Source organism: Yoonia sp. D2-7, assembly GCF_055809435.1.
The window spans coordinates 1,182,266-1,206,156 of record NZ_CM147912.1; the positions used below are offsets into that span (position 1 = coordinate 1,182,266).

At 54.3% G+C, this 23,891-nt stretch carries 20 protein-coding genes; 15 read left to right on the forward strand and 5 right to left on the reverse strand.

Going from position 1 to position 23,891, the window contains the following annotated elements:
* Both clpA and gloB read right to left on the reverse strand, forming a co-directional pair.
* A complete protein-coding gene (clpA, locus tag AC0L7R_RS05730) occupies nt 1–2,322 on the reverse strand; it encodes an ATP-dependent Clp protease ATP-binding subunit ClpA (RefSeq protein ID WP_348109513.1) in 2,322 nt (773 codons plus the stop codon).
* Between the two features lie 176 nt (nt 2,323–2,498).
* Nucleotides 2,499–3,266, reverse strand: a complete 768-nt coding sequence (gene gloB, locus AC0L7R_RS05735) for a hydroxyacylglutathione hydrolase (RefSeq protein ID WP_473659485.1) — start codon at nt 3,264–3,266, stop codon at nt 2,499–2,501.
* Nucleotides 3,267–3,327: 61 nt separating this feature from the next.
* Here gloB and AC0L7R_RS05740 point away from each other — a divergent pair, with 61 nt between their 5' ends.
* Complete coding sequence (locus AC0L7R_RS05740) at nt 3,328–4,089, forward strand: methyltransferase domain-containing protein (protein ID WP_473659487.1); 762 nt, start codon at nt 3,328–3,330, stop codon at nt 4,087–4,089.
* Here AC0L7R_RS05740 and AC0L7R_RS05745 read toward each other — a convergent pair.
* Nucleotides 4,081–4,995: a hypothetical protein gene (locus tag AC0L7R_RS05745; RefSeq protein ID WP_473659489.1), complete on the reverse strand. Its 915-nt coding sequence runs from the start codon at nt 4,993–4,995 to the stop codon at nt 4,081–4,083. The genes AC0L7R_RS05740 and AC0L7R_RS05745 overlap by 9 nt on opposite strands.
* 663 nt (nt 4,996–5,658) lie before the next feature.
* Here AC0L7R_RS05745 and AC0L7R_RS05750 point away from each other — a divergent pair.
* The 6 genes from AC0L7R_RS05750 (at nt 5,659) to AC0L7R_RS05775 (ending at nt 11,165) form a co-directional block, all read left to right on the forward strand.
* The gene (locus AC0L7R_RS05750) at nt 5,659–6,219 is read left to right on the forward strand and encodes a F0F1 ATP synthase subunit delta (RefSeq protein WP_247129081.1); all 561 of its coding nucleotides are present in this window, start codon (nt 5,659–5,661) and stop codon (nt 6,217–6,219) included.
* A 1-nt stretch (nt 6,220) separates the two neighbouring features.
* Entirely contained in the window at nt 6,221–7,756 is a 1,536-nt protein-coding gene (gene atpA / locus AC0L7R_RS05755; protein ID WP_348109506.1) for a F0F1 ATP synthase subunit alpha, read from the forward strand.
* A 26-nt stretch (nt 7,757–7,782) separates the two neighbouring features.
* Nucleotides 7,783–8,655 carry a F0F1 ATP synthase subunit gamma gene (locus AC0L7R_RS05760; RefSeq protein WP_348109505.1) on the forward strand — a complete coding sequence of 291 codons (873 nt, stop codon included), beginning with the start codon at nt 7,783–7,785 and terminating at the stop codon, nt 8,653–8,655.
* 18 nt (nt 8,656–8,673) lie between these two features.
* Nucleotides 8,674–10,098 (forward strand): F0F1 ATP synthase subunit beta, encoded by a 1,425-nt coding sequence (gene atpD / locus AC0L7R_RS05765; protein WP_348109504.1) that lies wholly within the window; start codon nt 8,674–8,676, stop codon nt 10,096–10,098.
* 25 nt (nt 10,099–10,123) lie between these two features.
* The gene (locus AC0L7R_RS05770; protein WP_348109503.1) at nt 10,124–10,549 is read left to right on the forward strand and encodes a F0F1 ATP synthase subunit epsilon; all 426 of its coding nucleotides are present in this window, start codon (nt 10,124–10,126) and stop codon (nt 10,547–10,549) included.
* A 199-nt stretch (nt 10,550–10,748) separates the two neighbouring features.
* Nucleotides 10,749–11,165, forward strand: a complete 417-nt coding sequence (locus AC0L7R_RS05775; protein ID WP_473659492.1) for a DUF4279 domain-containing protein — start codon at nt 10,749–10,751, stop codon at nt 11,163–11,165.
* A 108-nt stretch (nt 11,166–11,273) separates the two neighbouring features.
* Here the strand turns inward: AC0L7R_RS05775 and trpB are convergent, their stop codons facing one another.
* Nucleotides 11,274–12,503 carry a tryptophan synthase subunit beta gene (gene trpB / locus AC0L7R_RS05780; protein WP_473659494.1) on the reverse strand — a complete coding sequence of 410 codons (1,230 nt, stop codon included), beginning with the start codon at nt 12,501–12,503 and terminating at the stop codon, nt 11,274–11,276.
* Nucleotides 12,504–12,515: 12 nt separating this feature from the next.
* A complete protein-coding gene (trpA, locus tag AC0L7R_RS05785; RefSeq protein WP_473659496.1) occupies nt 12,516–13,304 on the reverse strand; it encodes a tryptophan synthase subunit alpha in 789 nt (262 codons plus the stop codon).
* A gap of 188 nt (nt 13,305–13,492) precedes the next feature.
* On the opposite strand from trpA, the gene AC0L7R_RS05790 reads away from it, so the two are divergent.
* From AC0L7R_RS05790 to AC0L7R_RS05825, 8 genes are all read left to right on the forward strand, one after another.
* Nucleotides 13,493–14,530, forward strand: coding sequence for an ester cyclase (locus AC0L7R_RS05790; protein WP_473659498.1), 1,038 nt, complete (start codon nt 13,493–13,495; stop codon nt 14,528–14,530).
* Nucleotides 14,531–14,614: 84 nt separating this feature from the next.
* The gene (locus AC0L7R_RS05795) at nt 14,615–15,886 is read left to right on the forward strand and encodes a hydroxymethylglutaryl-CoA reductase (protein ID WP_473659500.1); all 1,272 of its coding nucleotides are present in this window, start codon (nt 14,615–14,617) and stop codon (nt 15,884–15,886) included.
* On the forward strand, nt 15,883–16,797 hold the full coding sequence (locus tag AC0L7R_RS05800) for a UbiA family prenyltransferase (RefSeq protein ID WP_473659502.1): 915 nt from the start codon (nt 15,883–15,885) through the stop codon (nt 16,795–16,797). Before AC0L7R_RS05795 ends, AC0L7R_RS05800 begins: the two co-directional genes overlap by 4 nt.
* Nucleotides 16,794–19,220 (forward strand): PEP/pyruvate-binding domain-containing protein, encoded by a 2,427-nt coding sequence (locus AC0L7R_RS05805; RefSeq protein WP_473659503.1) that lies wholly within the window; start codon nt 16,794–16,796, stop codon nt 19,218–19,220. The genes AC0L7R_RS05800 and AC0L7R_RS05805 overlap by 4 nt, the downstream gene beginning before the upstream one ends.
* Nucleotides 19,204–20,307, forward strand: a complete 1,104-nt coding sequence (locus AC0L7R_RS05810; RefSeq protein ID WP_473659505.1) for a DUF3419 family protein — start codon at nt 19,204–19,206, stop codon at nt 20,305–20,307. Before AC0L7R_RS05805 ends, AC0L7R_RS05810 begins: the two co-directional genes overlap by 17 nt.
* The gene (locus AC0L7R_RS05815) at nt 20,304–21,629 is read left to right on the forward strand and encodes a hypothetical protein (RefSeq protein WP_473659506.1); all 1,326 of its coding nucleotides are present in this window, start codon (nt 20,304–20,306) and stop codon (nt 21,627–21,629) included. The genes AC0L7R_RS05810 and AC0L7R_RS05815 overlap by 4 nt, the downstream gene beginning before the upstream one ends.
* A complete protein-coding gene (locus AC0L7R_RS05820; RefSeq protein ID WP_473659508.1) occupies nt 21,626–22,474 on the forward strand; it encodes a GNAT family N-acetyltransferase in 849 nt (282 codons plus the stop codon). Before AC0L7R_RS05815 ends, AC0L7R_RS05820 begins: the two co-directional genes overlap by 4 nt.
* On the forward strand, nt 22,467–23,891 hold the full coding sequence (locus AC0L7R_RS05825; protein WP_473659510.1) for an AMP-binding protein: 1,425 nt from the start codon (nt 22,467–22,469) through the stop codon (nt 23,889–23,891). The genes AC0L7R_RS05820 and AC0L7R_RS05825 overlap by 8 nt, the downstream gene beginning before the upstream one ends.

Sequence of the window (23,891 nt, forward strand, 5' to 3'; positions counted from 1 at the left end):
TTAGTCGGCGGTCAGCAATGGTGGTTTGTCACCTGATCCCGCAATCTTGCCCTGTTCGGGTTCGATATACTTGAGATCAAGTTTGCCGGCTTTGACGCCAACTTTGACCAGACCACCTTTTGTCAGCTTGCCAAAGAGCAGTTCTTCGGCCAGCGGTTTCTTGATGTGCTCTTGGATGACACGTGAAAGCGGGCGAGCCCCCATTTTTGCATCATACCCTTTGTCAGCAAGCCAATCGGCCGCTGCATTGGTCAGCTCAATGTGCACGTTCCGGTCGATCAACTGTGCTTCGAGTTGCAGCACGAACTTTTCAACAACGCGTAGGATCACAGGTTTCGGCAGTGCGCCGAAGCTGATGATCGCATCCAGACGGTTGCGGAATTCAGGCGTGAAGTGCTTTTCGATTGCGATGGTGTCTTCACCTTCGCGACTTTCACGACCAAAGCCCATCGCATTCTTGCTCAGCTCAGCGGCACCTGCGTTTGACGTCATAATCAGGATCACGTTGCGGAAATCGGTTGTCCGGCCGTTGTGGTCGGTCAATTTCCCGTGGTCCATGACCTGCAACAGAATGTTGTAGACGTCAGGGTGTGCTTTTTCCATTTCATCAAGCAGGAGCACGCAATGCGGGTTCTGATCGACACCGTCTGTCAGCATCCCACCTTGGTCAAAACCAACATAGCCCGGAGGCGCACCAATCAGACGCGAAACAGCGTGTTTTTCCATGTATTCGGACATGTCAAAACGCAGCAGTTCAACGCCAAGTGTATCAGCGAGCTGTTTTGCGACCTCGGTTTTACCCACACCCGTTGGCCCTGCGAACAGATAGTTACCAATTGGTTTTTCAGGTTCGCGCAGACCGGCACGCGCCAGTTTGATCGCAGAAGACAGCGCAGTGATCGCTTCGTCCTGACCAAACACGACACGTTTAAGCGACTTTTCGAGATCTTTCAGAACCTCTGCGTCGTCCTTTGTGACGTTCTTCGGCGGGATGCGGGCGATCTTGGCCACAACGGCTTCGATTTCCTTCACGCCAATTGTCTTACGACGTTTGGACTCAGCGACGAGATGCTGTGCTGCACCCGCTTCATCAATCACGTCAATTGCCTTGTCCGGCAATTTACGGTCGTTGATATAACGCGCAGCCAATTCAACAGCAGTACGGATCGCATCAGCGGTGTATTTTATCGAATGGTGTTCTTCGAAATGTGGCTTCAACCCGCGCAGGATTTTCACAGCATCTTCGACCGATGGCTCATTCACGTCGATCTTTTGGAAACGACGCGCCAAAGCACGATCCTTTTCAAAATGCTGGCGGAATTCTTTGTAAGTCGTAGAACCCATGCACCGCAGTTTACCGCCCTGCAACGCAGGTTTCAGCAGGTTGGACGCGTCCATAGCACCGCCAGATGTTGCACCAGCGCCGATGACTGTGTGGATTTCATCAATGAAAAGCACCGCATCAGGGTGGTCTTCCATTTCCGTCATCACGGCTTTCAGGCGTTCTTCGAAATCACCGCGATACCGTGTACCTGCGAGAAGCGCGCCCATATCAAGCGAATAGATTGTCGCGTTTGACAGGACTTCGGGTGTGTCCTTGTTCACGATCTTGAACGCAAGACCTTCAGCGATTGCTGTTTTACCAACGCCCGGATCACCCACCAAAAGCGGGTTGTTCTTGCGGCGCCGGCAAAGAACCTGAATGCAGCGTTCGACTTCATGAGACCGACCAATCAGAGGGTCGACATCACCCTTGGCAGCCTTCGCATTCAAATCGACGCAGTATTTGGCCAGTGCGGATTTTTCTTCTTCGGCTTCACCGCCATCAACGGTTTCGGCGTCTGGCGATCCTGTGACAGGACGGCTTTCGCCAAATGCAGGGTCCTTCGCCACGCCATGCGCGATAAAGTTCACTGCGTCGTAACGTGTCATGTCCTGTTCTTGCAGGAAGTATGCCGCATTGCTTTCGCGTTCCGCAAAAATGGCGACGAGAACATTGGCGCCGGTGACCTCGGTACGACCAGACGACTGTACATGGATCGCGGCGCGTTGGATTACGCGCTGGAAAGCCGCCGTTGGCACAGCTTCGGAACCGTCAACATCTGTGATCAGATTGGACAGATCGTCGTCTATGAAATCTTCTAGGTCTTTCTTCAGCTCGTCCAGATTGACCGCACAGGCCTGCATCACACGGGCCGCGTCAGGTTCATCAATCAAGGCCAGCAAAAGATGTTCAAGCGTCGCCAGTTCATGTTTGCGCGCGTTGGCAAGCGCCAAGGCACCGTGAATGGACTGCTCTAGTGTGTTCGAAAAAGATGGCACGTTGGGTGCTCCTTTTGATCGGGGGCTGATCCGACAGATGGGTCAACCGTGGCCTCTTATCCTTAAGGTCTGGTGTCGAAGCCGAACCTTCAAGGCATTTTTTTCAAAACACGCTCACTTTTTGGTTTAAAGTTGCGTGATCGTTAAGAATTCGGGGGCAATTGCCCAGTTTCCAGTCAGAACGAGTCTTTGCGCGAGCGAATCTCGGCGAAGACGGCGCTGTCGGATGCGGATTGCATCCCTAAGGTTGCTTTGAGCGCTGGGTCATCAGCGCGCAGGAAGGGGTTTGTTCGTTTTTCAAGCCCCAGTTCGGACGGAACCGTAGGCTGGTTTGCGGCGCGGGCAGCTTCGATCGCCCGTATACGAGAGATAAGGTGCGCGTTGTCAGGATCAATAGTTGCCGCGAATTTTGCATTGGCCGCCGTATACTCGTGACCCGAACAGATAATTGTTTCGTCGGGCAGATCGCGTAGCTTCAGCATGCTTTGCCACATCTGGTCTGCTGATCCTTCGAAAAGGCGACCGCATCCAAGCGCCATGAGGCTGTCGGCAGTAAAGGCATGGCCGATCGACGGCGTATAGGCTGCGATATGGCCGACGGTATGGCCTGAAACATCAATGATCAGTGTCTCTAGCCCACACAACAAAACGACGTCACCTTCGCTAACCGCTTTGGTGAGCGGGGGAAGGCGGTGTTGATCTGCCGCGGCCCCGATGACCTGTGCGTCAGCTGCAATTTCGAGGTCCGGTAACCCCATGACGTGGTCATCGTGGTGGTGGGTAAGAAACACTGTTCTGACCGTCCATCCTTTCTGGGAAATTACCGCGTTGATCGGTCCAGCCTCTGGCACATCGACGACCGCGGCCTCACCAGTGTCGGGGTTGCCAATGATAAAGGCGTAATTATCAGAGAGGCAGGGGACGGTGATGACTTCAACGGGCATGGTCAATTGTGCTTTCGTGGCTATTGTATAGTCAGACTGACCCAAACCACTGGCCCCTGCAATGCATCTCGACGTTCTTGATCTGCGAAATTTCTACTACCGCAGCGCGCTTGGTCGGGGGGCCCAGAAGGTGATCCGAGATGAATTGGTCAATTGGTGGCCGAATGTAAAAGGCCAAACCGTTGCCGGATTTGGTTTTGCGGTCCCGTTACTGCGGCCATTTCTGGCAGATGCACGACGGGTGATTGGCTTGATGCCTGGTCCGCAAGGTGTGATGCCATGGCCTGCAGGGCAACCAAATGTGTCTGTCCTATGTCACGACACCCTTTGGCCGATTGAAACAGGTGTCGTCGACAAGCTGGTATTGATGCACGGGCTAGAGACATCAGAAAATCCCACTGCATTGCTAGACGAATGCTGGCGCGTGCTTGGCCCCGGCGGAAAAGCCGTCTTTGTGGTGCCGAACAGGGCAGGAATTTGGTCGCGATCCGACAACACGCCGTTTGGCTACGGGCGTCCCTATTCGATGGGGCAGCTCGAGTCGCAATTGCGTAAGCATCGTTTCGTCACGGAACGATCACAGTCCGCTTTGTACCAACCGCCGTCCGGAAAACGGGTCTGGCGCAAATTTGCAGGTCCGTTGGAAAAGATAGGTCACCACATGCCCATCGCAACAGGCGGCGTTCTGATCGTAGAGGTGTCAAAGCAAATGGCAGCCCCGACACGTCCGGGACTGACAGAGGCGGTGCGCAGGCCGCTCAAGGCGCTGGAAGGGATCGCAAAGCCAGCACCCGGAGCGGTAAGCGGTCGGGATTTACCGTAGTTTACGCGCGAGCTGAAGAATTTCAGCGGCCGTCATGGATTGTTTGCCAACAGCGTAATTCTTGCCCGCTGGCCCAATACCGACAGTGACGGTACAAAGCGTTTTGTTCAGCTTTTCTTCTTTCACCATGGCATGCTGTTCCATTCCCGATTGGACCGCTGGAATAACGTGATCTTCCATGACGCCTTTGATTTCATTGATGATGTCCAATGTTTTGTCACCAAGGCTTTCCGGTGCCACGGCGCCGGCGATGGCCGTCACTTTGCTACCCACCAGATCGACAATTTCGCCAGGTGCGTTGAGGACAACGTGTCCTTCGGATTCTGTCTTTGTGTATTGCGCGCCTTCAGCCATCGTGACGTAAAGCGGCATCGCACTTATTTTTTCGAACCAGTCAGGAGATTCACCTTTGGGCGGGCCATACTTGCGGTCAAATTCGACATTCACATCGCCGTCGTACATGTCGTCAAATTTGGCGCGGAAAGTCCCGCTACTGGTGGACAGCATTTTGGCGATGTCAGCCCACGGCCCCATAATCACAAGATCGCCGGCTTCTGATGTGTCCCACACTGATGTGACACGCAGCGGTTTGGATAGCGATTTGCCTTTGGGGTGCATTTTGCCAATTTGGCCCATGCCGAAATCCCGTAGGCCTGCACGACTATTATTAAGGCGCATCTGCATCCGGTAGATTTGCGGCCATGATTCTGGATCGAGGTGCGGCACACGTAGACCGGCCAAGGATTGTCGCGCCTTCTTTTTCAGCTTTGTCAAAAGCGGCGAACTAAAACTTGTGCCGCGTCCTGATGGTAAAATCTGGATAAGCTCTGTTAGCCTTTCAGCGCCAAGAGATTGGAGATCACGGTTCGATTTCCGAGGGTCGATGCCTGAAATGGCATAGCGCATGGCCGGACCGACCTCTTCGTTAGACTTCTTCCTGACAAAGCTCGCAAGTGAATCAAATTCTCTTTTCGAAATACGCATACAAATAAGCCCTCTGGGAGTAACGCCGCTACTATCACCTACTTTACGTTGTAAAATCAACGAATGTTGGCAAGAAATGCGCCGTTATCGGAACGATGATATGGCGTAAATTGGTCTAATGGTTTGATTTGCCTGAGCAGAGTACATCTGCGGATATTTTGCGGGTGGTTTAGGCCATGTGCCGGATCATTGGGCGGTTAAGGGCGTGTGGGACGAATCGGCCAGCTTTGCGTTCGTTTGATGCACCGAGGCGATTCCATAGACTTGCATGCGGGGCGTGACTGGACGGGCCGAGTCGCTTAAAAGCATGAATGTGCCGTTTGCGAAGGGTTTTCGGGGGCGAGCAGCCTTTCGCTGCGTCAATTTGCCCAAGTTGCGTAGAATATGGGTAAACTGTGCCCAAAGAATATAGGAGCGACGCGAGATTACGATTTTGTCGCGACGCGTGCTTGCGACAACATATGACCTCTGCTACATCGCACGAGATTTTGAAGCCGCCGGTTATTGGGGGCCCAACAAGATGCCTATCTGGCGGCCGTGAAGAAGCGGTTGATAGTGTAGGCGACAGACATCGGAAGGGTGGACGTGTCCGAAACAGCTGGTATCTCCACAGGCATCGCCGCGCGTTATGCGACGGCAGTGTTTGACCTCGCAAAAGAGGGTAAGGCGCTCAAGGCGCTGGAAACCGACGTGGCAGCACTGGACGGCGCATTAGCCGACAGCGCAGATTTCCGTACATTGCTGACATCCCCGCTTTACAGCCGGGAAGAGCAAGAGACGGCAATCGCAGCGATTGCTACGAAAATGAAATTGTCCAAGACAACAAGCAACGTGCTTTCACTTCTGGCGTCCAAGCGGCGTCTATTTGTGTTGCCACAGTTGACGACTGTCTTGCGCGACCGTTTGGCCGAAGAGCGTGGCGAAGTGACTGCTGAAGTCACAACAGCCAAAGCTTTGACAAAGGCCCAGATGGACAAGCTTTCGAAGACTTTGAAAGCACAAGTCGGCAAAGCCGTCACCATTCAAGAGACCGTGGATGAATCAATCATCGGCGGTCTTATTGTTAAAGTGGGCTCGAAAATGATCGACACATCGATCAAATCGAAGCTCAGCGCACTCCAGAACACTATGAAAGAGGTCGGATAATATGGCGATCCAAGCGTCTGAAATTTCTGCGATCCTTAAGGACCAGATCAAAAACTTCGGTCAGGAAGCCGAAGTGGCCGAAGTGGGCCGCGTACTGTCAGTTGGTGACGGTATTGCGCGTATCTACGGCCTCGACAATGTGCAGGCTGGTGAAATGGTCGAATTCCCCGGTGGTATCCGCGGAATGGCCTTGAACCTTGAAGCTGACAACGTTGGTGTTGTTATCTTCGGTTCTGACCGCGACATTAAGGAAGGCGACACAGTTAAGCGTACAAACGCGATTGTGGATGTTCCTGTTGGTGACGAACTGCTTGGTCGCGTTGTTGACGGCCTTGGCAACCCGCTGGACGGCAAAGGTCCAATCGCGACAACAAAGCGTGCGATTGCTGACTCTAAGGCGCCGGGCATTATCCCACGTAAATCTGTTCACGAACCAATGGCGACTGGCCTGAAGTCCGTTGACTCCATGATCCCAGTTGGCCGTGGCCAGCGCGAATTGATCATTGGTGACCGTCAGACAGGTAAAACAGCGATCGCGCTCGACACGATCCTGAACCAAAAATCATACAACGACGCAGCAGCCGACGACTCTGGCAAGCTGTACTGTATCTACGTAGCGATCGGCCAAAAACGGTCCACCGTTGCGCAGTTGGTGAAGAAGCTCGAAGAGTCCGGCGCGATTGAGTATTCAATCGTTGTTGCGGCGACAGCGTCTGACCCTGCACCGATGCAGTTCCTTGCACCATACGCTGCGACAGCCATGGCAGAGCATTTCCGCGATGCAGGCCGTCACGCGCTGATCATCTATGATGACCTTTCCAAGCAAGCTGTGTCTTACCGTCAAATGTCCTTGCTTCTGCGTCGCCCACCAGGTCGTGAAGCTTACCCAGGTGACGTTTTCTACCTGCACTCCCGTCTGCTTGAGCGTTCATGTAAACTGAACGAAGACAACGGATCCGGTTCTTTGACGGCGCTGCCGATCATTGAAACACAAGGTGGCGACGTTTCTGCGTTTATTCCGACTAACGTGATTTCCATCACCGACGGTCAGATCTTCTTGGAAACAGAATTGTTCTACCAAGGTATCCGTCCAGCTGTGAACACAGGTCTGTCCGTTTCCCGTGTTGGGTCTTCTGCCCAAACAAAGGCGATGGCGTCTGTTGCTGGTCCGGTTAAGCTTTCTTTGGCTCAGTATCGTGAAATGGCTGCGTTTGCGCAGTTCGGTTCCGATCTGGATGCAGCCACTCAGCAGTTGCTGGCACGTGGTGCGCGTTTGACTGAGATCATGAAGCAGCCACAGTATTCCCCACTGACAAACGCAGAAATCGTCTGTGTCATCTATGCGGGTACAAACGGCTACCTCGATAACGTCGACGTCAAAGAAGTGGGTCGTTTTGAGGCAGAAATGCTCAAGCACCTGCGCGCAAACAATGCTGATCTTTTGGCTGACATCACCGAGAATGACCGTAAGGTTAAGGGTGAACTGGCTGACAAAGTGAAAGCTGCTTTGGATGCATTCGCAAAAGACTTCGCTTAATCGTCTTAGGATAAGGAGAACTAGGTTTGCCTAATCTCAAGGACCTTAAAAACAGGATCGCGTCGGTCAAATCGACCCGCAAGATCACCAAAGCGATGCAATTGGTCGCGGCAGCAAAATTGCGCCGCGCCCAAGACGCAGCTGAGGCGTCGCGCCCCTACACAGAGCGTTTCAACGCTGTGATGGCAGGGCTGGCGTCTGGCGCAGCGGGTTCCCCGTCCGCGCCAAAGCTGTTGTCTGGCACCGGTTCAGATCAAGTTCATTTGCTTGTTGTTATGACAGCGGAACGTGGTCTGTGTGGCGGCTTTAACGGCAACATCGCTAAATTGGCCCGTACGCATGCATCCAAATTGCTTGCTGAAGGCAAAACAGTCAAAATCTTGACCGTTGGTAAAAAAGGCCGCGATGCGATCAAACGCGATCTGGGCGATCACTTTGTGGGTCACGTTGACCTGACAGAAGTGAAACGTGTGGGTTACGGCGACGCGCAAAGCATTGCCAAAGACGTGCTGTCCCGTTTCGACGGCGGCGAATTCGATGTAGCGACGATTTTCTTCGCACGCTTCGAAAACGTTGTGACGCAGCACCCAACGGCTTTGCAGGTTATTCCCGCACAGTTCGAAGCAGACGAGAGCGGTGACGCGACCTTGTACGACTACGAACCGTCCGAGGATGCCATCTTGGCTGACTTGCTTCCACGTGGTGTGGCTACACAAATCTTCGCGGCGCTGTTGGAAAATGGTGCGTCCGAGCAGGGTGCTCGGATGTCAGCAATGGATAACGCGACCCGCAACGCTGGTGAAATGATCGACGCACTGACAATCGAGTTCAACCGCTCGCGTCAGGCTGTGATCACCAACGAGCTGATTGAAATCATTTCGGGCGCGGAAGCGCTTTAAGAGAACCGGAGAAACATAATGGCAAACGCAAAAGGCAAAATCACACAGGTGATTGGCGCCGTTGTAGACGTTAAATTCGACGATCACCTGCCGGAGATCTTGAACGCGGTTACGACAGACAACAACGGCAAGTCACTGACGCTCGAAGTAGCGCAGCACCTTGGCGAAAACACAGTCCGTACAATTGCGATGGACTCCACCGAAGGCCTCGTTCGTGGTCAAGAAGTGACAGATACTGACGGCCCAATCACTGTGCCAGTTGGTGAAGCCACTTTGGGCCGCATCATGAACGTGATCGGTGAACCAATCGACGAACGTGGCGACATCGGTGAAAAAGAGCGTCGCTCTATTCACGCTGACGCACCGGAATTCGAACAGCAGTCCACTGCGTCCGAAGTTCTGGTAACAGGCATCAAAGTGATCGACCTTCTCGCGCCTTACGCGAAGGGTGGTAAAATTGGTCTGTTCGGTGGTGCGGGTGTTGGTAAAACAGTTCTTATTCAGGAATTGATCAACAACATCGCGAAAGTGCACTCTGGCTACTCCGTGTTCGCTGGTGTGGGTGAGCGTACACGTGAAGGCAACGACCTTTACTACGAATTCATCGAATCCGAAGTTATCAACATGGAAGACCTCACCAAGTCCAAAGTGGCACTGGTGTACGGTCAGATGAACGAGCCTCCAGGTGCGCGTATGCGTGTTGCTTTGTCAGGTCTGACAATGGCTGAAGCGTTCCGCGACCAATCTGGTACAGACGTTCTGTTCTTCGTGGACAACATCTTCCGGTTTACACAGGCTGGTTCCGAGGTGTCCGCGCTTTTGGGTCGTATTCCTTCTGCGGTGGGCTACCAGCCTACACTCGCAACCGACATGGGTGCGATGCAGGAACGGATTACATCCACTAAGAACGGTTCTATTACGTCTGTTCAGGCCATCTACGTACCTGCGGATGACTTGACCGACCCTGCGCCTGCGACATCATTTGCTCACTTGGATGCGACAACGGTTCTGAACCGTGCGATTTCCGAAAAAGGCATCTACCCTGCGGTTGACCCGCTCGATTCAACATCCCGTCTGCTTGATCCGCAGATCGTTGGTGAAGAGCACTACGCAGTGGCAGCTGACGTTCAGCAAATGCTGCAGCGTTACAAGTCTTTGCAGGATATCATCGCCATTCTCGGCATGGACGAATTGTCAGAAGACGACAAATTGACTGTGTCCCGTGCGCGTAAGATCGAACGCTTCTTGTCCCAGCCATTCGACGTTGCGAAAGTGTTTACAGGTTCTGACGGTGTTCAGGTGCCTTTGGAAGACACAATCGCGTCGTTCAAAGCGGTTGTGGCCGGTGAATACGATCACCTGCCAGAAGGCGCGTTCTACATGGTTGGTGGCATCGACGAAGTGAAAGCCAAAGCCGAGAAAATGGCCGCAGACGCGGCTTAAGTCGAAGCAAAAGGAGGCCTAGATAATGGCAAACCTACAATTCGATCTTGTCTCGCCTGAGCGTCGTTTGGCGTCCATCGAAGCATCCGCGGTGCAAATCCCGGGTGCTGATGGCGACATGACGGCGATGGCTGACCACGCACCGACCATCACGACACTGCGCCCCGGCGTGCTGTCCGTGACGCACAGCGGTGGCGTTGACGACTACATTGTGGTTGGTGGCTTCGCAGAGATCACGCCAACAGGCGTGTCGGTTTTGGCAGAGCGTGCTTTGCCAAAAGCGGAAGTCACACAAGAGATGTTCGACGGCATGGTGGCAGAGGCGAAAGAAGCCTACGCAACTGCGCAAGAGACCTTCAAAAACGAGCCGGGCCCAGTCGATGACGCGGCCAAGCTGATCTCAGACATGGTTGCCATCGGGGGCCACATCGGCCTGACGGCGAGCAACTAAGATCTGCGGTTATTTGAATTGAGAAAGGCCTCGCAGTGACGCGGGGCCTTTTTTGTTGGAGGACCGAAGGTCAATGACACTGACAAAGCACCAGTTAGTCTTATTTGATTGCGCTCATCAACTAGAATACTAAAGAGCTAGCCTTCGGCGACTTAGTTGTTTCACACGACCAAAATAGCCACCAAATTGAGGATAAATTGTGCCACGACCTGCTTCCACTAAGGCTGCACTTAGAATTGGGGGCGATGACCTTGTACCCGATGAGATTTCCAAACTCCTTGGAGCAACACCTACGAGTAGCGAACGTAAAGGCGAAGATCTTCGAGGCAAAAAATCAAGATATCAAGGGTTCGCGCGAACAGGCGGATGGCGATTCGTCGTTGCCGAGAGCGGTGGAGACAACCTCGACGCTCAAATTACTTATCTGTTCGCCCAACTGACTTCCGACTTGGACGTTTGGAGTGACTTGGCGGCCAAATATAAGATCGATGTCTTTTGTGGGGTATTTATGCAAACAGGTAACGACGGACTGGATTTCAACGCAACCACGTTACGCTTATTGGGTGATCGCGGGGCACGTCTTGACCTTGATATATATGGGTCGCTTGACCGTTAGCTTCCGTCCGATGGCGTAGGTTCCGGATCGAAGCGTACATTGATGATAAAATGTAATGGGCCTCGCTACCTGCAAGACCCATATATTCATCACATTGAATAGCGTGTCTTAAGCAAACTCACCCATCTCAAACCCAAGCGCCTTGGCCACCGTAAAGATGTCCTTATCGCCACGCCCACACATGTTCATGATGATCAAGTGGTCCTTCGGCAACGTCGGCGCGATCTTGATCACGTGCGCCAACGCGTGGGACGGCTCGAGCGCGGGAATGATGCCTTCCATGTCACAGCATAGTTGGAACGCCTCAAGCGCCTCAACATCCGTGATCGACACGTATTGCGCGCGACCAATTTCGTGCAGCCAAGCGTGTTCTGGCCCGATGCCCGGATAATCCAGACCGGCAGAGATCGAGAATCCTTCAAGGATTTGCCCGTCGTCGTCTTGCAGCAAATACGTCCGGTTTCCGTGCAAGACGCCAGGGCGGCCACCCGTGAGGGACGCGCAGTGTTCCATCTTGGCGTTTACACCTTTACCGCCAGCCTCTACGCCGATGATGTTCACGTCCTTGTCGTCCAAGAACGGAAAGAACAGCCCCATCGCGTTTGATCCGCCACCAATCGCGGCGATAATTGTGTCGGGCAGGCGGCCTTCCGCAGCCTGCATTTGTTCCTTGGCTTCCTTGCCGATGATCGCCTGAAAATCGCGGACCATGGCGGGGTAGGGGTGCGGCCCCGCGACCGTGCCGATGCAGTAGAACGTGTCGTCCACGTTGGTCACCCAATCGCGCAACGCGTCGTTCATCGCGTCCTTCAAGGTGCCACGACCAGAGGTCACAGGCACGATTTCAGCGCCCAGCAGCTTCATGCGGAATACGTTTGGGGCCTGACGTTCAACGTCGTGCGCACCCATGTAAACCACGCACTTCAAACCGAATTTCGCACAGACAGTTGCCGTCGCAACGCCGTGTTGGCCAGCGCCAGTTTCGGCGATGATCCGTGTCTTGCCCATACGGCGGGCCAGAATGATTTGCCCCAGTACGTTGTTGATTTTGTGCGCGCCTGTGTGGTTCAACTCGTCGCGCTTAAGATAGATTTTAGCACCGCCAAGATGCTCGGAAAGACGTTCCGCATGATACAGCGGCGACGGACGGCCAACGTAATGGGTCCACAGATCATTCATCTCGGCCCAGAAGGTTTCATCGGTCTTTGCGTGCTCGTACTGTTCCTCAAGTTCAAGGATCAGCGGCATCAGGGTTTCAGACACAAAGCGGCCACCAAAATCGCCGAAACGGCCATTTTCATCAGGGCCAGTCATGAAGCTGTTGAAAAGATCATTCATCGGTCAGTTCCTTTAGCTATGGGCCGCATCGGCAAGCGTTTTAACGAAGGCGAGAACATCAGCAGGGGCATCGCCGCGCCCGATCCGTTCCACAATGGCAGAGCCAACAACGACGCCGTCGCCTAAGCCCGCGAAGGTTTTGGAAGCCTCTGGTGTCTTAACGCCAAAGCCGATGACGACGGGCAAATCGGTTGCTTCTTTGATGCGTGCGACTTCTGGCTGCACGCTGTCGGCCTGCGCCGCGGCAGAGCCGGTGATGCCGTTCATCGAGACGTAGTAGATAAAGCCGGATGTGTTTTCGATCACCTTTGGCAGGCGTTTCGCATCTGTTGTCGGTGTCGCAAGGCGGATGAAGTTGATACCTGCGTCTTTCGCGGGCAAACACAATTCGCTGTCTTCTTCGGGCGGCAGATCAACGACGATGAGACCGTCAACGCCTGCGTCTTTGGCTGCAACCAAAAACTTGTCCACGCCCATGGAATAGATTGGGTTATAATAGCCCATGATCACGATTGGCGTCGTGTTGTCTTCTTCGCGAAACGCCTTTGCCATCGCGAGCGTTTTTTTCAGCGTTTGGCCCGCATCGAGGGCGCGTTGCCCAGCCAACTGGATCGTCGCGCCGTCAGCCACAGGATCGGTAAACGGTAGACCCAGTTCGATCACATCGACACCGACGCCGGGCAGGCCGCGCATGACTTCAAGCGAAGTGTCATAGTCGGTGTCGCCCGCCATAATATAGGTCACGAAGGCCTTCTTACCGGCAGCCTTCAAGTCGGCGAATTTGTCATCAATACGGGTCATCTTGCCCTCCCCAGTCAGTGCGATTGTTGGGCAGTGGTTACAAGCGGCGGGGCCCTTGGTGTGACTGCTGTCGCGGATATCAATAACCACTTGAAGCGGGGGCCACGCATTGTCAAGAATGCGGGAAGAATGAACCCGATATCGCGTGAAATTGCCGCGCTTCTTGTCTGATCAAAAGGTCCAACAAAATGACATCTACTGAATTGAAAGCGCTCATCAAAGACTACCGCGTGGTAACAGCCACGTTCACGGAAAAGTCTGTCCGCGCGGAAATGGAGGTTTTGTTTGCGCCGGACGCCGAGGTGAAGATGTGTTTCCCGTTCGGGACCGTCACTGGGCCGGATGCCTTTTTCGATACATGTTATGCGCCCTTGCTGGCGGCTGTGCCGGATCTAGAACGGCGCGATATGATCGTGATGGCCGGAACGACGCCAGAAGGGCAGGACTGGATCGGGTGTATGGGTAATTACATGGGAACCTTCACGGCACCATTTCTTGATATTCCGCCGACCGGCCACCTTGTTCACATGCGGTATCACGAATTTTTTCACGTCTCTGACGGCAAAATCGTCGAGATGCAGGCGATTTGGGATATCCCCGAAATTATGATGCTGGCGCGGGCTTGGCCGATGGCGCCGCAATTGGGCGGATTCTTGTGTACTCCAGCACCAATGTCTGGCGACGGTTTAGCGGTTGAGGGTGATGGGCAGAAAGCGGTCGACCATGTGGTCGCGATGTTGACCGACCTTTGTAAATATCCTGCTGATCCCGATCCGTCCGTGATGAACCTAGATCAATATTGGCACCCGCGTTTCAACTGGTACGGGCCGACGGGGATCGGAACGTCGCGCGGTATTTCAGGTTTCAGGAATTGGCATCAGATTCCGTTCCTGAACGGTATGCCCGACCGCAAGCTTGATGCGATGGGTGATCTTATGTCTCATTGGGTAGGCGAAGGCGATTACGTGTGCGAGACGGGCTGGCCGAATATGCGGCTGACGATCACCGCCGACGGTTGGATGGGAATTGCCCCCCCGAACAAAGAGGTGCTTTTACGCAGCCTTGATTTTTGGCGGCTAGAAAATGGTCTAGTCCGCGAAAACTGGGTGTTGGTTGATCTGTTGGACCTCTACAATCAGGTTGGTGTCGACGTTCTGGGCCGCATGCGTGAATTTAATAAGGCGCGGAATGTAGGCGCTGTCGCTGTGCCTAGTGGTATGTCCTAATAGGCAGACGATCTTCGTCCAGAAACTATGCTTAGACATCACCGACTTAAACATTAAGGTGTCTCAAAATGACGGAGACAGCTGGTGACAATTCCAAATCACGTCCGCAAAATGGTGCAATCCGTGCGGGACAAATTCGAACTGAAACCGCTTCAGGATCGGATGTTGCCCAGCGACGATGACTTCACGACGTTGCGCCCGGTTCGCAAAACAACGCAGGCGTCGATCGCGAGATATTGGGCAAGGCTGATGTCGGACAGCTCTGCGACCGACGCGGACAAAGCGGCAATGCAGACCGGTTTTGATGCGGATAGGCCGGATATCTTCAATGGCAATATCGAGAATTTTATCGGGACAGTAAACGTCCCCGTCGGCATCATTGGTCCCCTTCGGATCAATGGTTTGAACGCGCATGGCGACTATCATGTCCCGATGGCCACAACCGAAGCGGCGCTTGTCGCGTCTTATGCGCGGGGGGCTTATGCGGCCACAAAGGCCGGTGGAATCAGTACCGCCATGCTGTACGAAGGGGTAATCCGTTCGCCCGCGTTCGTCTTGGGGTCATTGCTGGATTCGGGTCGCTTTGTTGAATGGATTGTCAACAATGTCGACGACCTTAAGGCCGAGGCGGAAAGCACCACGCGATACGGAAAATTGTCTTCTATTGAACCTATGGTCGATAATAATGTGGTATTTTTAGTTTGCCGTTACACAACTGGCGATGCTGCAGGCCAGAACATGGTGACGATCGCGACGGATGCGCTGTGTCGCATGATCATAGATCGTTGCGACGTTCCAATTGCACACTGGTACATCGAAGGAAACTTTTCGGGTGACAAAAAGGCGTCATTTTTGGGTCTCGTGACAGGGCGCGGGCGCAAGGTCAGCGCCTCTGTCACGCTGTCGGCTGAGGTTGTCGAAAAAACGCTCGGCACGACGGTGGAGGATATGCTTGCTTACGGGCAGGTCGCTAATCTTGGGTCGCACTTGTCGGGCCAGATGGGGGCGCAGGCGCATTTTGCCAATGGTCTTGCCGCGCTATACATCGCGACCGGTCAAGACGCGGCTTGTGTAGCTGAAAGCGCGATGGGCATCACGCGGATGGAACCGCGGGGCGATGATCTGTTCTGCAGTGTCACCATGCCCAATATCTTGGTAGGGTCTGTTGGTGGTGGGACAGGTTTGCCGAGCCAGTCTGCTGGGCTGAACGTGCTGGGACTAAAAGGCGAAGGAAAAGCCGCAGCGTTGGCAGAAGTCGCCGCGGCAACCTGTCTGTGCGGCGAGATCTCGATTGTTGCTGCCATCGCCGCAGGGGATTTTACCCGTGCACATGAATCATTGGCACGACACCGATGACACAATCTCGCCTGAAGCGGATGTGGATCTATCAGTCTGAACGCTTCCCTTTGAAAAAAACGGCCCCGCTCTTGGGTATCTTTTCGGCTGCCAGTATTTGCGCGTCAGCCACGTTAAGCGGGCGGGAGATTCCTGACTTTGGCGTCTTCGTCGTAGGTTTCATTGTAGCGATGGCGTTGTTTTTCCAGATGCGGGTTTGCGACGAGATTAAGGATTTGGATGACGACCGACGGTTTCGTCCCGACCGTCCAATCCCGCGCGGGCTGGTGTCGCTGCGCGGCGTAATACAGGTCGGGCTTGCGACCTTGCCCATTGCCGTTTTAGCGGTTTGGGCTTGGCATCCACCCGTTCTGTGGCTGCTTCTTCTTGTCTGGTTATGGTTAACGGCGATGACCTTTGAATTCGGTGTGCCGGTCTTTTTGAAAGCGCGTCCGGTTCTTTACCTGCTCAGCCACATGGCGATTATGCCGCTGATTGATGTGCTGCTTACCGGACTTGAATGGGTACCGGGAGGTGGGGCGTCACCGTTCCTGTGGTTGTTTATTGCATTGTCGTTTGTGAATGGCTGCATTCTTGAAATCGGACGCAAGCTGTGGGCACCCGAAAGCGAAATCGATGGCGTCGACACCTATTCTGGTCTGTGGGGCGCGCGGCGCGCAAGCGCCATTTGGCTTGCATGTGTAGGCGTCGCATTTGGCCTGCTTTGGGGGATCGGGGGCGTGACGCAATCAGGGTGGTTGGTCGCACCTATGGGGGCGGTTATGGTTGGGCTTTGCGTTGTACGCGCGCTTGCCTATCGCGATGAACCAACAGCAAAGGCAGCAGAAGGCATGGATACAATTGCAGGCCTGTGGGTGTTTACATGTTACGCCACCGCGGGCTTTGTACCGCTAGCGCTGAGGGCCTTATGAGTTTTATTGTTGAACAAGATCAGTCGGTTGACGCTAATGTCGTGGGGGGGAAAGCCGCCGCGTTGTCTGCGTTGGCCCGTCTGGGTTTCAATCCGCCGCCATTTTTTGTGATCAAGCCCGCCGCATTTGATGACGGTGCGATGGATGACAAGCTTGTTCCTGAACTTGAAACTGCATTAAACACCTTAGGCTCCGGTCCATTTGCGGTACGCAGTTCTGGTCGCGCGGAGGATGGCGTCGCGCATAGCCACGCTGGGCAGTTCGAAACAGTGTTAAATGTCGATCAAGCCGACGTAGAAAACGCGGCTTTGACGGTCTGGCAATCGGGTTTTTCTGATACGGTAAAAACCTATCTCAACGCGACATCAGGGGGAACGTCCGAAGCCCCCGCAATCATCGTCCAACGTATGATTAATGCGGATTTCGCGGGCGTTGCGTTTTCGGCCGACCCCGTTTCGGGACAGCGTGATCGCGTCGTAATCTCGGCTGTGGCGGGGTTAGGCGACGCGCTGGTCGCGGGCGAAGTTGATGGTGAAAGTTGGTTAATCGACGCGGAGGGAAACATCATCACGACACCGCGTGATGCCGTCTTGTCGCAGCAGCAAGCGCTAGAAATTGCGGGGCTCTCGCGGCGCGCTGAAACAGTCTTCGGATGTCCGCAAGATATCGAATGGGCGATTGATCGCGATGGGCTGCACATTCTGCAAGCTCGCCCGATCACCACACCGTTGTTGCCGAAACCTGCTGTCGATCAGGCGCTGACAATTTTTGATAACTCGAACATCGTGGAAAGCTATCCAGGGATGGTCAGCCCGCTGACCTATTCGTTTGCCGTTCATGTTTATGATCGGGTTTATCGGGCGTTCGTCGACTTATTAGGAGTGCCGGATGCGACGACCCAAACGAACGGCGCTGTGTTCGCGAATATGCTGGGCCGGCTTGATGGGCGCGTCTACTACAATCTTGTGAATTGGTATCGCGCTTTGGCGCTGTTGCCCGGATTTTCGCTCAACCGCGCGTACATGGAAACGATGATGGGGGTGTCCGAACCCTTGCCTGACGAAGTGACCGACGCGATTGGGCCGCCGCCAGCGACGGGAATTGCGCGTTATGTCGAATACCTGAAATTGCTACGGGTTGGGGCCGGACTTGCGTGGCAGGCAATGATCTTGCCCCGCACGCGACGTCGATTTTATGCGCGGTTGAATGCCGCGTTGCATGATGATTTCGACATCGCAACGGCAAACCCCACCGTATTGGCTGCACAATACCGCAAGATCGAAAGCACGCTTTTAGATCGCTGGGATGCGCCTTTGGTCAATGATTTCCTATGCATGATCGCTTTTGGTGCGTCGCGGAATTTGATGCAGAAATGGTTGGGCGACCGCGGTTTGACCCTGCATAATGATGTGATGATCGGGCAGGGTGACATCGTGTCCGCAGAGCCTGCCCAGCGTATCGCAACGATGGCCGCGATGGCGCGTGAGGCTGGGGTGACAGATCCCGCTGGCCTGCAAAAGAGACCAGAAATAGCTGCTGAAATTGAAAGCTATCTTGCGAAATTCGGTGATCGATGCACTGGAGAGTTGAAGCTGGAGAGCATTCCGTTGACGAACGATCCGCGACCGCTTGTGAATGCGATTGCGGCACAAGCATCTTTGTCTAAGCGAACGAAGCAGGCCGACCAAGCGCCTGATTGGGAGACGCTTTTTCAGGGTCATCCAGTCAGAAAGAGGGTTGCAAAAGCCGTCATTAGCTGGACCAAATCCCGCGTGCGTGATCGTGAAAACCTACGCTTTGAACGGACGCGGTTATTTGGCTACGCGCGGCGCGTGTTTCTGAGGCTTGGTCGCGAATTTGCGGCGCGCGGGATCATTGCTACGCCCCGCGATATCTTTTTCCTGACCAAAGACGAAGTGTTAGGTGCTGTCGAAGGCGCGGGTATATCACATGATCTGAAAGCAATCGTCACGATGCGGCAAGCAGAAGATCGCGCTGCGCAGGATCGTCCTGATCCACCTGAACGCGTATCTCTGCGTGGACCAGCGATTGCGCCAGTCTGGCAGGCGGATACGGCGACCTCTGTGACCTCGGATATGGTGCAAACTGCGACCGGATGTGCCGCAGGGCAAGTGACGGCGACAGCGCGCGTGATCCGTGATCCGCGCACACAAACGCTGGCCCCCGGAGAGATTTTGGTCGCGCGCCACACTGACCCCGGTTGGATCGCGGTCTTTGCGCAAGCGTCGGCCATCGTGGTCGAAAGGGGATCGTTGTTGTCGCATTCAGCGATTGTGGCAAGAGAATTGGGTATCCCCTGCGTCGTCGGTCTGAAAGGTGCAACGCAGTGGATCGCGGATGGGCAAGAAATCTCGGTAGATGGTGCAACGGGGAGGGTAGAAAAGCATGACCCAAAGCTCTGAAATCGCAGAAAAAGCGGCGTTTGATTACATCCGCTACGCCCAGCTTTGGGAAGACGCTGATGTTTTGACGGCAGCGTTGGGTGATGTGACGGGCGGAACGCTGGTTTCCATTTGTTCCGCTGGGGATAACGCATTGGCGATGCTCACCTTGGATCCTGCAAAGGTAGTCGTCGTCGACCTATCGCCTGCGCAAATCGCCTGCCTGCATTTACGGATTGGCGCGTTCCGAAACTTGTCGCATCCAGAATTTCTTGAACTTATGGGGGCCGTACAAAGCGACCGGCGCGCTGCATTGTTGGAGCGTGCAATTGCGAATTTGGACGCTGTTACGATAGCATTCTGGGCTTCGCTTTCGGATGACGTAGCGCAGCACGGCGCAGGCGGTGTTGGTAAGTTCGAACGCTATTTCCGCATTTTCCGGACCCGCCTTTTGCCACTGGTCCACAGTCGTCGCACAATTGACGACACTTTTGTTTCCCGCCCGAAAGCTGAGCGTCAAAAGTTCCTTGATACGCGTTTCAATACATGGCGCTGGCGGCTGCTGTTGAACGTGTTTTTCTCGCGCTTTGTGATGGGGCGCATGGGGCGCGACAAAGCCTTTTTTGATCATGTCGACGGCAGCCCAGCACAGCATGTCGCGCAGCGTATCCGGCATGCGGCTGTTGACTGCGATCCGGCAGAAAACCCCTACCTGCACTGGATATTAAAGGGCAGACACGGTGCTGCCCTTCCGATGGCATGGCGTGCGGAGCATTATGACGTGATCCGGTCGCGATTGGATCGGTTGGATATTCGGTCAGGATCGTTAGAGGCTTTTGTGTCTACAGGCGAAAAGGCCGATGGTTTTAACCTGTCTGACATTTTCGAATATATGTCGCCCGATGTTTTTGCGCAGGTTTATGAAAGTATCCTGTTGGCCGCGTCACCGCATGCACGGCTGGTTTATTGGAATATGATGGCGCCACGCCGTGTGCCGTCTGACTTGCAACACCGTGTGAATACACTGACCGACGTTGAAGCGGCACAGAAACGGCACGACAAAGCCTTTTTCTATTCAGACTTCGTAGTCGAGGAAGTCGGCCCGTGACCGTTGTTACGCAGATGGTCCTCGCATTCGGGTCGGTCTGCGTGCTGCTTGGTCTCATGGCCGTCGTGAAACGTATGGCCGGCGCTTATGGCCTGTCGGCGGAAATACAGCGCAAGATGGTTCACATCGGGACTGGTATGTATGCGTTAACCTTACCTTGGCTGTTTCCTGATCGTTGGCCCGTATACGTGTTGGTTGGTGTGACCCTGATTGTGATGCTGGCGCTGCGATTGCCACGCGTGGCGTCGGGCGGGTTGGGATCAACGCTACACGGCGTGGACAGGCAAACCTACGGTGACATTCTGCTCGCGATTGCCGTTGGGCTGTGCTTGTTCCTATCAGAAGATCAACTGGTTTTGTACGTTCTCCCTATTGCGTTGCTGACGCTCGCGGATGCGGCCGCCGCACTGGCTGGAACGACCTATGGCCGCCGCTTTTTCAGGGTCGAGGATGGCCAGAAAAGCCTTGAGGGCTGCGTTGTTTTCTTTGCGGTCGCATTGTTGTTGTCGATGGGATGCTTGATGGCGATGACACCTTTTCCGCCCAGCAACGTTATCCTGCTTTCGCTGATGGTGGCAGGCTTTGGGACCTTGGTCGAAGCGGTCAGTTGGCGTGGTTTTGACAACCTTTTCCTACCGCTTGGAATTATGGTTTTCCTCGCCAGTCACGGTGATCGCGATATTGGCGCGTTGATTTCCCTAGCAGTTCTATTCGCAGCAACGCTCATCGGGTTCCGCGCGGTGGCGCCGCTTGTTGGTCTGACCAATCATGCTGGTCGGGTATACGTGACAACCGTCTTTTTGCTGTTGGCGGTCACGTCTGTCCACAATGCATTGCTGCCGATATCTGTTTTTCTGGCCCACGCATGGAGCAGATCGACGAACCCTGACAAAAGCGCCTATCCTGATCTGGATGTCGTTGCTGGGATCGTCATTCTTAGCCTTTTCTGGCTCACGCTAGGAAATGCCACGACGTGGAATGCCGTGTCTTTTTACGGGATTAGTGCGATGGGGATGTCCTTAGGTTTTTGCGTCATCGCGTTGATACCTGCGCCCGCAAGAGTGCGTCTATTCGGGGCCTTCTGCGTCGTCGCCGCGCTTGTTGTGCTACGGATTGTGAGTGTGACGCTGAACGATCCGGTTCAAAACTGGAACGGTCCGATGTGGGGCGTCGTTATGGTAAATTTGATCTTTATTTCCACTATGACATCTAGATTTACTTACCTATTCAGTCGTTTCAGGGTGACTTTACTGGCCGTTGTGTCGACTATGACCCCAGTAATAGTGTATTGTGTTGAGACTGACTTGGGAGGGTTACTGTGACGGCCCCGACGCTTTTTAAATCGGCGGATGCGAAGATATCTGTCTACCTTGATGGCCCGCAATGGTCGGGCGAAAGAACGGCCGCTGTAGGCCAGTTTTCGTGCAAAACGAAAGAAGCAGGTGCCGAAGTCTTAACCAGCGCATTAGATTTTATTCGCTCGAAGAATATTCGCCGCGTGATTGGCCCGATGGATGGGGACACTTGGCATAGCTACCGGTTTGTAACTGAAACCGATGACAGTCCGACGTTCATGTTGGAACCTTCCAATCCGCAGACAAATGTCGACGTGTTTGTTGCTGCGGGTTTCCAATCGGTCAGCGACTACTTTTCAGCACGGGTTGCGCTGAAAGACACAGCGACGACCGCACCACCACCCTCTGAGGATCTGTATGTCGAACAGTGGGATGGCGAAGATCCCGAAGAGCTGTTTCAGCAGGTCTACGGGTTATCGATCGCGGCGTTTGAAAAGAACGCGTTTTACAAACCTGTATCGCTCGATGTTTTTCTGCAAATGTATATGCCGGTGCTGCCAGTCCTGAAGAAAGAACTCATCTTTTTTGCACGGACTTCTGCAGGGCGTCTGGCTGGCTTTCTGTTTGCGATTCCCAATTATAACGAAGGCCCTGCGCCGAAGACTGTCATTCTCAAAACCTATGCGAGTTTGCACAAGGGTGCAGGTCAAATGTTGGCGCATGCCTTCCACGAAACGGCCCGTGAACTTGGTTATGAAACAGCTGTTCACGCGTTGATTCACAACGACAACCTGTCGGCGGTGCGAAGTGCCGCCGAGGGGGCAGAGATTTTCCGAAGATATACGTTGTTCGGCCTCAAATTAGATGGCTGATCTGATCAGTCATTTTACGCGGACGGTCGCCGCATATCCGGATCGCGCGGCTATCGTGAACGCTGACGGATCGTCTGCATCTTTTGCCGCCCTTCACGCACGCGCGGCAAAGTTGGCCAATACATGGGCCAAGGCTGGCATCGGTCAGGGCGACCGCGTTCTGGTGGCCATGGGGATCAGCAGCGATCTATACGCGACCCTTGCCGCACTTTGGTCGCTTGGTGCGACTGTTGTCCTGCCAGAACCAGCATTGGGATTGGCAGGTGTGCGGCACGCGGTGAAGACCGCAAATGTAACGGCCTTTTGCGCGACGGGATGGTATGTCGGGCTTCGGGTGGTCGTGCCCGAATTGTGGTTCATCCAGCGATTAGCGCTGCGCGAAGGCGATCATGGTGAGTTACGCAACGCCAATAACCCAACCGATATCGCATTGATTTCATTCACGTCAGGCACAACGGGAGCGCCGAAAGCGATCCCGCGCAGTCATGCGTTTTTGATGGCGCAGCATGACGCGGTCGCCCCTCTATTAGAAAGCGATATGCAAGAGCGGGACTTGGTCGCCTTTCCGGTTTTTGCGCTGATCAATTTAGCGGCTGGCCGCACATCTGTTCTCCCAAATTGGAAAATGTCGCGTCTTGCTGATCTGGGCTCTGATCAGCTGGCAGATTGGATCAAAGATCAAAACGTCAGCCGTGCATTGCTGCCGCCCGCGTTGTGTACGACGTTGTCACAAACGCAACGCCTGCCGTCCTTAAGAAAGATTTTTACCGGTGGCGGTCCGGTGTTTCCTGACATGGTTGCGGCCCTGCGTCAGGCGCATCCTGATGTGCGCGTTACATGTGTGTATGGGTCTACCGAAGCGGAACCGATTGCGCATCTTGATCAGGTGCAGGTTAGTGATGCCGATCAGGCGGCCATGCAAGTGGGGCAGGGGCTATTGGTTGGGAAACCTGCTGCGACGACTTCGGTTCGGATTGTTGAAGACGAAATTTTGGTCGCGGGCGATCACGTGAACCAAGGATACCTTGATCCGCGACACGACGCCGAAAACAAGCTGCATGAGAATGGCCAGATTTGGCACCGCACCGGTGACGCTGGCCGGTATGATGATCATGGCCGGCTTTGGTTGTTGGGTCGCATAGGAACCGACGTTTGCCTGAAGGGGCAGCCCACTTTTCCGTTTTCGGTGGAGGTCGCGGTGCGGCAATGGCCCGGCGTTGAATCCTGCGCATTGATGAGCGCAAATGGAACGCCGACGCTTGTTATCTGCGGGGACAAAACAGATTTTCAGGCGTGGGTAACGTCTGCTAGCGCTTTAAGAATCTCCGAGATCAGGCACGTGACAGCGATCCCCATGGATCAGCGCCACGCATCAAAGGTGGATCGAAAAGCACTTTTGCTTCAATTGAAGGCATAA

Coding starts and splice junctions, on each gene's coding strand:
- gloB (WP_473659485.1), bottom strand. CDS start 3,266: ATGCCCGTTGAAGTCATCACCGTCCCCTGCCTCTCTGATAATTACGCC.
- AC0L7R_RS05740 (WP_473659487.1), top strand. CDS start 3,328: ATGCATCTCGACGTTCTTGATCTGCGAAATTTCTACTACCGCAGCGCG.
- AC0L7R_RS05745 (WP_473659489.1), bottom strand. CDS start 4,995: ATGCGCTATGCCATTTCAGGCATCGACCCTCGGAAATCGAACCGTGAT.
- atpA (WP_348109506.1), top strand. CDS start 6,221: ATGGCGATCCAAGCGTCTGAAATTTCTGCGATCCTTAAGGACCAGATC.
- atpD (WP_348109504.1), top strand. CDS start 8,674: ATGGCAAACGCAAAAGGCAAAATCACACAGGTGATTGGCGCCGTTGTA.
- AC0L7R_RS05770 (WP_348109503.1), top strand. CDS start 10,124: ATGGCAAACCTACAATTCGATCTTGTCTCGCCTGAGCGTCGTTTGGCG.
- trpB (WP_473659494.1), bottom strand. CDS start 12,503: ATGAATGATCTTTTCAACAGCTTCATGACTGGCCCTGATGAAAATGGC.
- trpA (WP_473659496.1), bottom strand. CDS start 13,304: ATGACCCGTATTGATGACAAATTCGCCGACTTGAAGGCTGCCGGTAAG.
- AC0L7R_RS05790 (WP_473659498.1), top strand. CDS start 13,493: ATGACATCTACTGAATTGAAAGCGCTCATCAAAGACTACCGCGTGGTA.
- AC0L7R_RS05800 (WP_473659502.1), top strand. CDS start 15,883: ATGACACAATCTCGCCTGAAGCGGATGTGGATCTATCAGTCTGAACGC.
- AC0L7R_RS05805 (WP_473659503.1), top strand. CDS start 16,794: ATGAGTTTTATTGTTGAACAAGATCAGTCGGTTGACGCTAATGTCGTG.
- AC0L7R_RS05810 (WP_473659505.1), top strand. CDS start 19,204: ATGACCCAAAGCTCTGAAATCGCAGAAAAAGCGGCGTTTGATTACATC.
- AC0L7R_RS05825 (WP_473659510.1), top strand. CDS start 22,467: ATGGCTGATCTGATCAGTCATTTTACGCGGACGGTCGCCGCATATCCG.